This window comes from Aeromicrobium sp. Leaf291, from assembly GCF_001423365.1.
Classification (GTDB): Bacteria; Actinomycetota; Actinomycetes; order Propionibacteriales; family Nocardioidaceae; genus Aeromicrobium.
In genome coordinates, this window is the sequence record NZ_LMNM01000002.1 from 719,917 (window position 1) to 733,002 (window position 13,086).

The 13,086-nt window shown below is 71.3% G+C and carries 11 protein-coding genes; 9 read left to right on the forward strand and 2 right to left on the reverse strand.

Features of this window, described 5'->3' with window-relative positions; all coding sequences use genetic code 11:
* Window positions 1-88: 88 nt before the first annotated feature.
* The 8 genes from pafA to ASF35_RS13120 all read left to right on the forward strand — a co-directional run bounded on the left by pafA (window position 89) and on the right by ASF35_RS13120 (window position 9,290).
* On the forward strand, window positions 89-1,450 hold the full coding sequence (gene pafA, locus ASF35_RS13085) for a Pup--protein ligase (protein WP_055968239.1): 1,362 nt from the start codon (window positions 89-91) through the stop codon (window positions 1,448-1,450).
* Between the two features lie 103 nt (window positions 1,451-1,553).
* Window positions 1,554-2,474, forward strand: a complete 921-nt coding sequence (locus ASF35_RS13090) for an FKBP-type peptidyl-prolyl cis-trans isomerase (protein ID WP_055968240.1) — start codon at window positions 1,554-1,556, stop codon at window positions 2,472-2,474.
* Between the two features lie 20 nt (window positions 2,475-2,494).
* On the forward strand, window positions 2,495-3,463 hold the full coding sequence (locus ASF35_RS13095) for a YafY family protein (RefSeq protein ID WP_055968242.1): 969 nt from the start codon (window positions 2,495-2,497) through the stop codon (window positions 3,461-3,463).
* Window positions 3,460-4,425, forward strand: a complete 966-nt coding sequence (locus tag ASF35_RS13100; RefSeq protein ID WP_235492967.1) for a YafY family protein — start codon at window positions 3,460-3,462, stop codon at window positions 4,423-4,425. Before ASF35_RS13095 ends, ASF35_RS13100 begins: the two co-directional genes overlap by 4 nt.
* A 25-nt stretch (window positions 4,426-4,450) precedes the next feature.
* Window positions 4,451-4,729, forward strand: coding sequence for a twin-arginine translocase TatA/TatE family subunit (tatA, locus tag ASF35_RS13105; RefSeq protein WP_055968245.1), 279 nt, complete (start codon window positions 4,451-4,453; stop codon window positions 4,727-4,729).
* 3 nt (window positions 4,730-4,732) lie between these two features.
* On the forward strand, window positions 4,733-5,575 hold the full coding sequence (gene tatC / locus ASF35_RS13110; protein ID WP_235492968.1) for a twin-arginine translocase subunit TatC: 843 nt from the start codon (window positions 4,733-4,735) through the stop codon (window positions 5,573-5,575).
* Between the two features lie 35 nt (window positions 5,576-5,610).
* On the forward strand, window positions 5,611-6,480 hold the full coding sequence (locus tag ASF35_RS13115; protein WP_055968248.1) for a YegS/Rv2252/BmrU family lipid kinase: 870 nt from the start codon (window positions 5,611-5,613) through the stop codon (window positions 6,478-6,480).
* A gap of 23 nt (window positions 6,481-6,503) precedes the next feature.
* Entirely contained in the window at window positions 6,504-9,290 is a 2,787-nt protein-coding gene (locus tag ASF35_RS13120) for an RNA helicase (RefSeq protein ID WP_055968250.1), read from the forward strand.
* On the opposite strand, the gene ASF35_RS13125 is transcribed toward ASF35_RS13120, so the two are convergent.
* Both ASF35_RS13125 and ASF35_RS13130 read right to left on the reverse strand, forming a co-directional pair.
* Window positions 9,280-10,215 (reverse strand): 5'-3' exonuclease, encoded by a 936-nt coding sequence (locus tag ASF35_RS13125; protein WP_235497768.1) that lies wholly within the window; start codon window positions 10,213-10,215, stop codon window positions 9,280-9,282. The two genes, ASF35_RS13120 and ASF35_RS13125, sit on opposite strands and share 11 nt — an antisense overlap.
* A gap of 136 nt (window positions 10,216-10,351) precedes the next feature.
* Window positions 10,352-11,899, reverse strand: coding sequence for a M20/M25/M40 family metallo-hydrolase (locus tag ASF35_RS13130; protein ID WP_055968252.1), 1,548 nt, complete (start codon window positions 11,897-11,899; stop codon window positions 10,352-10,354).
* Between the two features lie 106 nt (window positions 11,900-12,005).
* On the opposite strand from ASF35_RS13130, the gene ASF35_RS13135 reads away from it, so the two are divergent.
* Window positions 12,006-13,082 (forward strand): Xaa-Pro peptidase family protein, encoded by a 1,077-nt coding sequence (locus ASF35_RS13135; RefSeq protein ID WP_055968255.1) that lies wholly within the window; start codon window positions 12,006-12,008, stop codon window positions 13,080-13,082.
* The last annotated feature ends 4 nt before the right edge of the window (window positions 13,083-13,086 follow it).

Below are 13,086 nucleotides of genomic sequence, written 5' to 3' on the forward strand. Positions count from 1 at the left end.
CGCCCGCGCCCCGAACGGTGCCGCGCGCACCGCGCCTCGACCGGCGCTTCGACCGACGGGGCCGGCGTCGCCGGACTAGGCTGACGACATGGACCGGCGGATCTTCGGGATCGAGAACGAGTACGGCGTCACCTGCTCGTTCAAGGGTCAGCGTCGTCTGTCGCCCGACGAGGTCGCCCGCTACCTCTTCCGCCGGGTCGTGTCGTGGGGGCGCAGCAGCAACGTGTTCCTGCGCAACGGCGCGCGGCTCTACCTCGACGTCGGCAGCCACCCCGAGTACGCCACGCCCGAGTGCGACGACCTGGTCGACCTGGTCACGCACGACCGCGCGGGGGAGCGGATCCTCGAGGGCCTCATGCTCGACGCCCAGCAGCGCCTGGCCGACGACGGCGTCGACGGCGACATCTACCTGTTCAAGAACAACACCGACTCCGCCGGCAACTCCTACGGCTGCCACGAGAACTACCTCGTCGGACGAGGCGGCGAGTTCAGCCGGTTGGCCGACGTGCTCATCCCGTTCCTCGTCTCGCGACAGATCATCTGCGGCGCGGGCAAGGTCCAGCAGACGCCCCGCGGCACGATCTTCTCGGTCAGCCAGCGCGCCGAGCACATCTGGGAGGGCGTCTCGAGCGCCACCACCCGGTCGCGACCGATCATCAACACCCGCGACGAGCCGCACGCCGACGCCGAGCGCTTCCGCAGGCTGCACGTCATCGTCGGCGACTCCAACATGAGCGAGACCACCACCTTGCTCAAGGTCGCCACCACGGACCTGGTCCTGCGCATGATCGAGGCGGGCGTCACGATGCGCGACATGACGCTGGAGAACCCGATCCGGGCGATCCGCGAGATCTCCCACGACATGACCGGACGGCGCAAGGTCCAGCTCGCCAACGGCCGCGAGCTCTCCGCCCTGGAGATCCAGGCCGAGTACTTCGGCAAGGCCGCCGAGTTCGTCGACCGGCACGGGCTGCACACCCCCACCATCGACCGCACGATGGACCTGTGGGAGCGCACCCTCAAGGCCGTGGAGTCCGAGGACCTCTCCCTCGTCGAGCGCGAGATCGACTGGGTCATCAAGTTCCGTCTGCTCGACCGCTACCGCACGGCGCACGGCATGAGCTGGGCCGATCCGCGGATCGCGCAGCTCGACCTGGCCTACCACGACATCCGGCGTGACCGCGGCATCTTCTACCTGCTGCAGAACCGCGGAGCGGTCGCGCGGGTGACGACCGACCTGGGGGTCTTCCAGGCCAAGTCGGTGCCACCGCAGACCACCCGGGCCCGGCTGCGCGGCGACTTCATCAAGCGTGCCCAGGAGCGCCGGCGCGACTTCACCGTCGACTGGGTGCACCTCAAGCTCAACGACCAGGCCCAGCGCACGGTGCTCTGCAAGGACCCGTTCCGCTCCGCCGACGACCGCGTGCAGCGGCTCATCGACGGCATGTGACGCAGCGTCGTGACCCCACGGCCGATGCACGGTCGCCGCTCAGGATCCTCTTGGGCGCCCGGGCTACGGTGATCGAGGCCATCACCCCGACGAAAGTGCTCCCGTGCGTCGAAACCTTGCGATCGTCCTGACCTCCGCCCTCGTCCTCGTCGGCTGCGGCTCCGGCTCCGGTGGAGGACTCGACGCCGTCGAGGTCGGCTCGAGCAAGAACCCGAGCGTCACGGTCCCGGAGGACTTCACCACCGACTCCACCGAGACGCGGGTCGTCAACGAGGGCAGCGGCGACGAGGTCCAGGACGGCGACACCGTCAAGCTCAACTACGTGGCCGTGAACGGTCGCACGGGCAAGCAGTTCGACAACTCGTTCAAGGCCGAGAGCCCGCTCACGACGCAGCTCACCGAGGGGAGCGTGCTGACCGGGTTCGTGAAGGGCCTGACCGGGCAGAAGGTCGGCAGCCGCGTGCTGGTCGCCATCCCGCCGAAGGACGGCTTCGCCGAGGGCCAGGCGCGCGACCAGGCCGAGCAGACGCTGGGCGTCAAGGCCGACGACACCATGGTCTTCCTGTTCGACATCGTCGCCAAGGTCCCCACCGAGGCGAAGGGTGCGGCCGAGAAGCTGCCCGAGACCGTCCCCTCGATCACCCTGAAGGACGACAAGCCGGCCGGGTTCAAGACCAGTGGCGACGTCACGAAGGACCCCGAGAAGGCGGCTGCGTACGTCGCGATCAAGGGCGACGGAGAGAAGGTCGCCAAGGGGGCCAGCATCACGGCGCACTACGTCGGCCAGGTCTACCCCGACGGCAAGGTGTTCGACAGCAGCTGGGACCGCGGAACACCGTCGACGTTCTCGCTCGACCAGGTCATCGCCTGCTGGAAGGACCTCCTGCCCGGCCAGACGATCGGCAGCCGCGTGGTCCTGGTGTGTCCCGCCGACTCCGCCTACGGCGACAGCCCGCAGGAGGGCAGCGGCATCGAGCCCGGCGACACGCTGACCTTCGCGATCGACCTGCTGGACGCCTCCTGACCGTCTGACATGCTGGGGGCGTGGCCGACCGCAAGACCGAGAGGTTGATGAACCTCATCTTCACCCTGCTCGTCACCCGTCAGTACCTGTCCAAGGAACAGATCCGCCAGGCGATCGCGGACTACCGCGCCTCGACCCAGGTGGCCTTCGAGCGCAAGTTCGAGCGCGACAAGGAGGAGCTGCGCGAGCTCGGCATCGCCGTCGAGACCGGCACCAACGACAAGTACTTCGACGACGAGCCCGGGTACCGGATCCGACGCGACGCCGCCGAGCTGCCCGACCTCGACCTCACCCGCGAGGAGGCCGCCGTGCTGGGGCTGGCCGCGCAGGTGTGGGAGCACGCCGGCCTGGCCACCAGCTCCACGTCGGCCCTCGTCAAGCTCAAGGCCGCCGGCGTCGCGGTCGACACCGACGTGCTGCGCATGGCCGAGCCCAAGCTGTCGGCGCACGAGCCGGCCTTCGAGGCGGCCCTCGACGCCGCCACCCGTCGGATCCCCGTGCGCTTCGAGTACCGGCGCCCCGGCGCCGAGGCCACGCAGCGGCGGGTCCTGCCGTGGCGGATCCTGTCCTGGCGTGGCCGCTGGTACCTCGTCGGCCACGACGTCGACCGCGACGCGCCGCGCATGTTCCGCCTCTCCCGCGTCGTCGGCGACCTGGAGCACGACGGCGAGCCCGGCGCGTTCGAGCGCCCGGCCGAGGAGGTCGTCTCCGCGGCCGCCACGGCCCTCTTCCCCCGTCCGTCCGACCGCACCGCGCGCCTCAGCGTCGCGACGGCCCGGGCCAACGCCCTGCGCCGCAGCGCCGCCTCCGTCACTCCGGGCGACGACGGTCGCGACGAGCTCGTCGTCCCGTTCTCCACCGGCTGGGACCTGGCCGCCGAGATCGCCTCGTACGGGCCCGACGTCGTCGTCCTCGACCCGCCGGAGCTCCGTGACCAGGTGATCGGCCGCCTGCGCGCCGTGCTCGAGGCCACGGGGGCGGCCTCGTGAGCCGACCGACGAACCGCTCCGCACAGCAGGTCGTACGGATGCTCGCGCTCGTGCCGTACCTGCAGGGCAACGACGGGGTGCCGGTCCACGACGTCGCCCGCGAGTTCGGTGTCCCGCCCAAGCAGATCCGTGACGACCTTCGCCTGCTCATGTTCACCGGGGTGGGGGAGTACGCCGGTGAGCTCATCGACGTCGACCTCGCCGCGCTCGAGGGCGACGACGTCATCCACATCCGCGACGCCGAGTTCCTGTCCCGACCCCTGCGCCTGACAGCCGACGAGGGCATCGCGCTCGTCGCCGCGCTGCGCACCCTGCGCGCGTCGGCCGCCGGTCCTCAGCTGCCGATCGTCGACGCCGCCCTGGCCAAGCTGGAGACCGCCGTGGCCGGCGACACCGCCGTGGAGGCCGTCGACGTGCACGTCGCCGAGGTCGATCCCGCCATCCGCGACACCGTGGCGGCCGCGTTGGCCGACGGCCGCCGGCTCGAGCTGGACTACGCCACCGACTCCCGCGACGACGTCACGACCCGCCAGGTCGACCCGCAGCAGCTGTTCGCCCGGCAGGGCCACACCTACCTCGAGGCCTACTGCCTGCGCGCCGAGGACGTCCGGTTCTTCCGGCTCGACCGCATCACGCGCGCCGTCGACACCGGCCAGGCGGTCGAGCGCCACGACGCCACCGCCCGCGACCTCGGCGACGAGCTGTTCTCCGTGAGCGACCAGACCCCGTCCGCCGTCCTCGACCTCGACCCGGCTGCGCACTGGCTCACCGAGTACTACCAGGTCGAGGAGCTCGGCGAGGTCGACGGCCGTCGCCGCGTGCGCCTGTACGGGGGCGACGAGGCCTGGCTGCGTCGGCTCGTGCTGCGCAACGGCGGCACGGTGCACGTCGTCGAGCCACGCACACTTCGCGGACAGGTGATGGACACGGCACGTTCAGCACTCGCCGCGTACGATGGTTGAGACCGCACCCGACGAAAGAGACATCATGTTCAGGCAGATCGGCCCTACGGAGATCCTCCTCATCCTCGGCGTGGTCCTGCTGCTGTTCGGCGGCCGCAAGCTTCCCGAGCTCGCCCGCGGGTCCGGACGTGCCCTGCGGATCTTCAAGTCCGAGGTCAAGGAGCTGAACGACGGCGACGACAAGCGCGACGACGCCGACGTGGCCGCCGCCTCCGACCCGACGGTGCGCCCCGACCAGGTCGCCGACGACCTCACGGTGCGCCCCGAGCCGGTGCGCCGCGACTCCACCCCCGAGCAGGGCTAAGGCTTGGCCGCGATCAGCGGCACGCCGTCCGGGGCCACCGGCGGCACCATGCCGCTCGTGGAGCACCTCCGCGAGCTCCGGACGCGCCTCACGCGTGCCGTGCTCGCGATCCTCGTCTTCACGATCCTGGGGTTCGTCTTCTACGGCCCGATCCTGGACTTCCTCACCCAGCCCTACAACGACATGCGGCCGATCCTGCAGACGCAGGGCATCGAGTCCGAGCTGGTCATCACCGGCGTCGGCGGCGCGTTCCAGTTCCAGCTGAAGATCTCGCTCGTGTTCGGCCTGCTGGCCTCGAGCCCGCTGTGGCTGTGGCAGCTGTGGGCGTTCATCCTGCCGGCGATGCACCGGCACGAGAAGAAGTGGGCGGCCATCCTCGCCGGCACCGGCGCCCCGCTGTTCGTCGGTGGCGCCGCCCTGGCCTACGTCGTCCTGCCGAAGGCGATGGAGATCCTCATCGGGTTCGTGCCCGACGGGTTCGGGAGCCTCGTGACCGGGGCCGAGTACTTCGACTTCATCATCAAGATGCTGCTGGTCTTCGGCGTCGCCGCCGAGATCCCGCTCGTCGTGGTCATGCTGAACCGGCTCGGGATCGTGTCGGCGAAGCAGCTGGCGTCGGCACGGCCCTGGACCATCATCGGCATCTTCGTCTTCGCCGCGATCGCGACGCCCACCACCGACCCGCTCACCATGCTCTTCCTGGCCGCGCCCATGACGGTGCTCTACCTCATCGCCGAGATCATCACCAAGATCACCGATCGGCGGCGCGGACGTGAGCGCGTCGACGCGACCGCCGACGACGACGCCTCCCCGCTCGACGGACCGTCACGCCTCGACGAGGACTGACCATCCTGCGACTGCGCGGGGTCTAGGCTGCGGCCATGCTCGTGACGCTCGTCGTGAACCCGGTCTCGGGCAAGCAGCGCGGCGAGCAGATCGCGCGGGAGGCGGGGGACCGCCTGATCCGCGCCGGTCACGACGTGGTGCGGGTGCACAGCGCCGACGGCGCCCAGGCGCGCGCTGCCGTCGCGGCCGAGATCGACGCGGGATCGGAGCTGGTGCTCGTCGTCGGAGGTGACGGCCTGCTGCACGACGTGCTGCCGGCGCTCACCGCGCGCGGCGTCACCGTCGGCCTGCTGCCCGCCGGCACCGGCAACGACACCGCACGGTCGCTCGGGATCCCCGTGGGGGACCCCGACGCCGCGCTCGACGTCGTCCTGTCGGGCCGCACGCGCACGATCGACCTCGCCGACACCGACCACGGGCCGGTCGTCACCGTCGTGGCGTCGGGCTTCGACTCCAAGGTGAACGAGCGCGCCAACGCCATGCGCTGGCCCCGCGGCAACATGCGCTACAACCTCGCGATCCTCGCCGAGCTCCGCGCGTTCTCCCCGCTGTCGTTCACGCTGACCCTCGACGGCGTCCGGCTCGACACCGAGGCCATGCTCGTGGCCGTGGGCAACGGACCGTCGTTCGGCGGGGGACTGAGGATCGCCGAGGGAGCGGTGCTCGACGACGGCCTGCTCGACGTCTGCATCATCAGGCCGGTCAGCAAGGCGAAGCTGGTCCGGGTGTTCCCGCGGCTGTACCGCGGGACGCACGTGGACCTCCCGGAGTTCGAGCGGCACCTGGTCCGCGAGGCCGTCCTGGAGTGCCCGGGCATCGTCGCGTACGGCGACGGCGAGCGTCTCGGCCCTCTTCCGATGACGACCCGTGTGCGCCCCGCCGCGTTGCGCGTCCTCGTTCCGTAGCCGCGATCCGTAGGCTGGGGAGCATGACGAGCCCGGCCGAGAAGTTCGCCCAGGCCACGGCCTCGCGTCGCCACCCCCACCTCGCCGAGTTCCGTGGTCTCTACGGCTTCACGCTCGACCCCTTCCAGGTCGAGGCGTGCCACGAGGTCGAGGACGGGCGCGGGGTGCTGGTCGCGGCTCCGACGGGCTCCGGCAAGACGCTCGTCGGTGAGTTCGCGGTGCACCTCGCCCTCGCGACCGGGCGCAAGTGCTTCTACACCACGCCGATCAAGGCGCTGTCGAACCAGAAGTTCCACGACCTGGTCGAGCGCTACGGCGCCGACCGTGTGGGGCTGCTGACCGGCGACAGCACCGTCAACGGGGAGGCTCCGGTGGTCGTCATGACCACCGAGGTGCTGCGCAACATGCTCTACGCGGGCTCGCGCACCCTCGACGGGCTCGGCTTCGTCGTCATGGACGAGGTGCACTACCTCGCGGACCGGTTCCGCGGGGCGGTGTGGGAAGAGGTCATCATCGGGCTGCCCGAGTCCGTCAGCGTGATCTCGCTGTCGGCCACGGTCTCCAACGCCGAGGAGTTCGGCGACTGGCTCAGCGAGGTCCGGGGCTCCACCACCACGATCGTCGAGGAGCGGCGCCCGGTCCCTCTGCACCAGCACGTGCTGGTGGGTCGCAAGCTGTTCCCGCTGTTCGAGGACGACACGGCCGAGACCCGACCCGGTTCGAGCGGGTCGTCCGACGAGGGCCCCCGCGTCAACCGCCAGCTCGAGAGCATGGCGCGCCAGGACTGGCAGCTGGACCGCGCACGCAAGGGCGGCGGTCGCGGCCGGCCGGCCAAGGGCGGCAAGCGGCCGCAGAGCCGGCACCGCACGCCCAGCCGGGTGGAGGTCGTCGAGAAGCTCGCGGCCGAGGGCCTGCTGCCCGCCATCGTCTTCGTCTTCAGCCGGGCCGGGTGCGCTGCGGCCGTCCAGCAGGTGCTCGACGCGCGCATCATGCTGACCACGCCCGACGAGCGCAAGGAGATCGAGGCGCGGGTCGACGAGGCGTGCGCGCACCTGCCCGACGAGGACCTGCACGTCCTCGGCTTCCACGAGCTGCGCGACGGTCTGGGGCGAGGAGTCGCCGCGCACCACGCGGGCATGCTGCCCGCGTTCAAGGAGGTCGTGGAGCAGCTGTTCAGCGACGGGCTCGTCAAGGTCGTGTTCGCCACCGAGACGTTGGCGCTCGGCATCAACATGCCCGCACGCTCGGTCGTCATCGAACGGCTGACGAAGTGGAACGGAGAGGCCCACGTCAACGTCTCGCCGGGGGAGTACACACAGCTCACCGGGCGGGCCGGACGACGCGGGATCGACGTCGAGGGGCACGGTGTCGTGCTCTGGCAGCCCCAGCTCGACCCCCGGCAGGTCGCCGGTCTCGCCTCCACCCGCACCTACCCGCTCAACTCCTCGTTCCGGCCCTCCTACAACATGGCGGTCAACCTGGTCGACCAGATGGGCCGCCGGCCGGCACGCGAGCTGCTCGAGCAGTCGTTCGCCCAGTTCCAGGCCGATCGCGCCGTGGTGGGGATGGTCCGCCAGATCCGCAAGGCCGACGACGCGCTCGACGGCTACCGCGAGGCCGCCCAGTGCCACCTCGGAGACTTCCTGGAGTACGCGGCGCTGCGCCGCGAGCTGAGCGACGTCGAGTCCTCCGGAGCACGCCAGCGCAAGGCCGACCGCCGCCAGGAGGCCGTCGCGTCGATGGCGGCGCTCAAGGTCGGCGACGTCATCAACGTGCCCGGGGGCAAGTTCGCCGGGCTCGCCGTCGTGCTCGACCCCGGTGTCAGCGGGTCTCCGGAGGCTCCTCGTCCGCTCGTGCTCACGGCGAGCCGCCACTCGCGGCGTCTCGGGACGATCGACTTCCCGGTGCCGGTGGAGCCCATCACGCGGATGCGGATCCCCAAGTCGTTCAACGCGCGCAACGCCCAGGCGCGCCGCGACCTCGCGTCCTCGCTGCGGGACCGCGCCGAGGGCCTGCGCTGGCACAACGACACCGGCTACCACGCCGACCGCCCGACCGAGCGGGTCGCGGACGAGCGCACCGACCCGCGTGTGGCCGAGCTGCGGCGGGCGATGAAGGAGCACCCGTGCCACGCGTGCCCCGATCGCGAGGCGCACGCCCGATGGGCCGAGCGCTACACCAAGCTCGAGCGCGACACCGCCAACCAGCGGCGCCGCATCGAGCAGCGCACCAACACCGTGGCGCGCCAGTTCGACCACGTGTGCGAGGTCCTCGACGAGCTCGGCTATCTCGACGGCGACGAGGTCACCACCGACGGCCGTCGCCTGCAGCGGCTGTACAGCGAGCTGGACCTGCTCGTCAGCGAGTGCCTGCGGCAGGGGGTCTGGGACGGTCTGGACGCTGGCCAGCTGGGTGCCGTGCTGTCGGGCCTCACCTTCGAGAGCAGGATCGACGACCCGCCCGCCCCTCGGTTCCCGGACCGACGCACGCTCGACGTCTCGGAGACGATGCTCGCGCTGTGCGCCGACCTGCAGGCCCTGGAGCGTCGGAACCGGGTCCGCTTCCTGTCCACGCCCGACTTCGGGTTCGCGGAGACCGCGTCGGCCTGGGTCGGTGGAGCACCGCTCGACGAGGTCCTGCGCACCACGGGCATGGCCGCCGGTGACTTCGTGCGCGCCATGAAGCAGCTCATCGACCTCGTCGCGCAGGTCGCCGACGCCGCCGGCCCCGGACCGTTGCGCACGACCGCCCGGCAGACGCTCGACGGCCTGCGACGCGGCGTGGTGGCCTACTCCTCGCTCAGCGGCTGAGCGCCTTCACGAGACGCTCCGGCACGCCACCGAGGCCCCACCGCGCCCCGAACGCCTCGAGGGCGTCGCGCTGCTCGGGGGACAGCGGCGCCAGCGGCCGCACGACGTCGGTGCCGCACACGTCGTCGCGCACCCGCACGACCTGACGCATGACGTCGATCAGCTCGCGGGTGTCCAGCAGCGACTGCCGGACCCGCGGCTTGATCGAGGAGTCCGGGTCCTGGGCGGCCGCGACGATGCCGTCGAGGTCGTGGAACTCGCCCAGCAGCGTCGCGGCGGTCTTCTCGCCGATGCCGGCGACGCCGGGGATGCCGTCGGACGTGTCGCCGCGCATGGTGGCGAAGTCGGCGTACTGCTGCGGCTCCACGCCGTACTTGGCGCGGATCCACGCGGCGTCGACCACGTCGGCCGACGAGACCCCTCGTGCGGTGTAGAGCACGCGCACCTGCGCGTCGTCGTCGACGAGCTGGAAGAGGTCGCGGTCGCCGGTGACCACGTCGACCGGCCCGTCCCACGCCTGCGCGAGCGTGCCGATGACGTCGTCGGCCTCGGCGCCCTGCCTGCCGACCACGGGGATCCCGAGGATGCCCAGCGCCTCGGCGATGAGCGGGACCTGCGGGCTCAGCAGCTCCGGCGACTCCTCCGCGACCAGCTCGCCCGAGGTCGGGTCGGCGACCTCGGCCACCCGGTGGGTCTTGTAGGAGGGCAGCAGGTCGACCCGCCACTGCGGACGCCAGTCGTCGTCCCAGCACGCGACCACGGCGTCGGGGGAGTGCTGGTCGACGAGGGTCGAGACGAAGTCGAGCAGCCCGCGCAACGCGTTCACCACCGTCCCGTCGGGCGCCTTGAACGAGTCGGGCACGCCGTAGAACGCGCGGAAGTACAGGCTGGCGGAGTCGAGGAGGAGCAGGCGTCCGGTGGTCACGTCGCCAGCGTAGGGCGTCGCCAGGGCGACTACCGTCCCGAACTCGAACACCATCGCCCTCCCGGTCGTGCTGGGAGGGCGATGGTGTTCCGAGACGCGAGGAACGCGTCAGCGCTCTGTCGTCAGCGCGGTGTCGTCAACGCTGGGCCTGCGGCCCCTGGGTGACGGCCGGAGCCTTCTTGGCGCTCGTGCGGACCTTGGCCCGCGCGGCGTCGCCGTAGAGACCCTTCTTCGACAGCGCCAACGTCGCCGTCGCGTGCGCCGCACCGTCGCTCAGCTGGCCGAGCACCGCCGTGTTGATGTTGGTGATGTCGTCGGCGGCCGAGTGGTAGTTCTGGTCGAGCGTCTCGCCCGCCGTACCCCCGTAGATCGCAGCCTGCTCGGGCGTCTTGACGTCGTCGGCACCGCTGAACAGGCCGCCCGCCGGGATGCCGTACTGGATGAACGGTCCGTAGTCGGACCGGCCGTCGAACGCGGTCGGATCGGTCTGGAGGCCCGAGCCGTCGAAGAAGTCGGTGAAGACCTTCTCGATCTGGCCCGACCCGGCGGGACCGGCAGCGCCGAACGCGGACCCGTCCCCGTCGTAGACCAGCCGGACGAAGTTGGGCGAGCCCAGCATGTCGAAGTTCAGGTTCGCGTAGATCTTCGACCGGTTCGCGTCGGACAGCGTGTCGACGTAGTGCTGCGAGCCGAGCAGGCCCAGCTCCTCGGCACCCCAGAAGGCGAAGCGGACGGGGCGCTGTGCCCTCTTCGTGTAGCCGGTCCTGGCCATCTGCTCGGCGATCTCGAGGATCGCCGCGGTGCCGGTGCCGTTGTCGTTGATGCCCGCGCCCTCCGGGACGGAGTCCAGGTGGGCACCGACCACGACGACCTGGTCGTCGTTCTTCGTGCGCTTCGGCCAGTCGGCGATCAGGTTGTGCGTCTCACGCTCGAGGTCGGTCACCGTGTCCGTCGTGACGCGAGCGGTGGCACCGCCGGAGCGTGCGTCCTGGACGAGGGCGACGGCGTCGTCGTAGGACAGGCCCACGACCGGGACGTCGATCGGGGTGCCGAGCGTGCCCACGGCGAGCTCGGTGCGCTCGGGGTTGCCCTCGTTGAAGATGATGACGGCGTCGTAGCCGGCGGCCTTCGCGTTGGCCGCCTTGACGCCGAAGTCGCAGGTGCCGCGCTGGACCAGCGCGATCGCGGGATCCGCGGGGGCTGCCTCGAAGTCCGATGCCTCGCACCCGGAGGTGCTGCTCGGCTCGGGCGTGGCCGGGATGATCACGTCCTTCGTCGGCACGACCGTGCCGGTGACCGAACCCGATCCGGAGTACGTGAACACGGCCGTCTCGAGCGTCTTCTCGCCCGGCGTGAGCTGGGTCAGCGTGGCCGGGCCGTTCTCGGCGAAGAACGGGAAGGTGAACGTCTGCTTGCGCACGGTGTAGCCCGCCGCACGCAGCGTCTTGGCGACGTAGGCCGACGACGCGTCGTAGCCGGGCAGTCCGGACGCTCGGTTGCCGCCGTTGCGGTTGGCGATGGTCTGCAGCTGGCGCAGGTGCTGGAGCACCCCGTTGACCTGCACCGCCTTGGTCAGCTTGGTGGTGTCGACCTCGCCCTTCGAGCCACCGGCGAGTGCCGGTGACGCGGAGACGAGCCCGGCGGACAGGACGACGGCTGCGGTGGCAGCGACGATCTTGCGCATGGGACCCCCCGATCCTTCGATGTGATGTACGCCTCACCCTAGGCGACGGCGGCGGACGGGGCACCTGTCGAAGGTCCTGCGTTGGCCCACGACGTAGGCTCGGCGGGTGACTTCTCGCTGGATCCGCGCCCAAGAGCTCGCTCGTGCCCAGTCCGTCGGAGCCGTGCTCGTCACGCCCGGCGCCGACCTGCGCTACCTGACCGGCTACCACGCCAAGCCGCTCGAGCGTCTGACCTGCCTGGTGGTGCCCGCCGACGGGCCCGCGACCCTCGTGGTGCCCGCGCTCGAGCGGGCGGCCGCCGAGGCCGCCGGGGTCGACGTGGAGATCGCCACCTGGGGCGAGACCGACGACCCCTACGCCCTCGTCGCCTCGCTCCTGCCCGCCGACGCCACCGTGGCGGTCGACAACCAGATGTGGGCCGAGCGCGTCCTGGCCCTGCAGGACCGGTTCGCCCGGGTCAGCCTCGCCGGCCCCCTGCTCACCCAGCTGCGCATGCGCAAGGACACCGACGAGATCGCGGCACTGCGCGACGCGGGCGCCGCCATCGACCGCGTGCACGCCCGCATGGGGGAGTGGCTGCGTCCGGGACGCACCGAGCGCGAGGTCGGCGCCGACATCGCCCGCGCGATCGTCGACGAGGGGCACGCGCAGGTCGACTTCGTCATCGTCGGCTCCGGCCCCAACGGTGCGTCGCCCCACCACGAGGTCTCCGACCGCACGATCGAGGTGGGCGACCCCGTGGTCGTCGACATCGGCGGCACGACGGCGGCCGGCTACTGCTCGGACTCGACCCGCAACTACCTCGCCGGCGGCAGCGCCCCGGCGGAGTACCTCGAGGCGTACGCCGTGCTGGAGGAGGCCCAGCGCGTCCAGCGCGAGCACGCACGACCGGGCGTCACCGCGGAGTCCGTCGACGCGGTGGGCCGCCAGGTCCTCGTCGACGCCGGCCTCGGCGACCTGTTCATCCACCGCACCGGGCACGGCATCGGCACCGAGACGCACGAGGAGCCCTACATCGTGGAGGGCAACGACCTCGTGCTGGAGCCCGGCATGGCGTTCTCCATCGAGCCCGGCGTCTACCTCGAGGGGCGCTTCGGCGCCCGCATCGAGGACATCGCGGTCTGCACCGACGACGGCCTCGAGGTCCTCAACCACGCACCGCGCACGCTCACGGTCCTGTGAGACG

What these genes read in the sequence shown, in the direction of transcription:
- ASF35_RS13120 (WP_055968250.1), top strand. Translation starts at nt 6,504, where the DNA reads ATGACGAGCCCGGCCGAGAAGTTCGCCCAGGCCACGGCCTCGCGTCGC.
- pafA (WP_055968239.1), top strand. Translation starts at nt 89, where the DNA reads ATGGACCGGCGGATCTTCGGGATCGAGAACGAGTACGGCGTCACCTGC.
- ASF35_RS13130 (WP_055968252.1), bottom strand. Translation starts at nt 11,899, where the DNA reads ATGCGCAAGATCGTCGCTGCCACCGCAGCCGTCGTCCTGTCCGCCGGG.
- tatA (WP_055968245.1), top strand. Translation starts at nt 4,451, where the DNA reads ATGTTCAGGCAGATCGGCCCTACGGAGATCCTCCTCATCCTCGGCGTG.
- ASF35_RS13115 (WP_055968248.1), top strand. Translation starts at nt 5,611, where the DNA reads ATGCTCGTGACGCTCGTCGTGAACCCGGTCTCGGGCAAGCAGCGCGGC.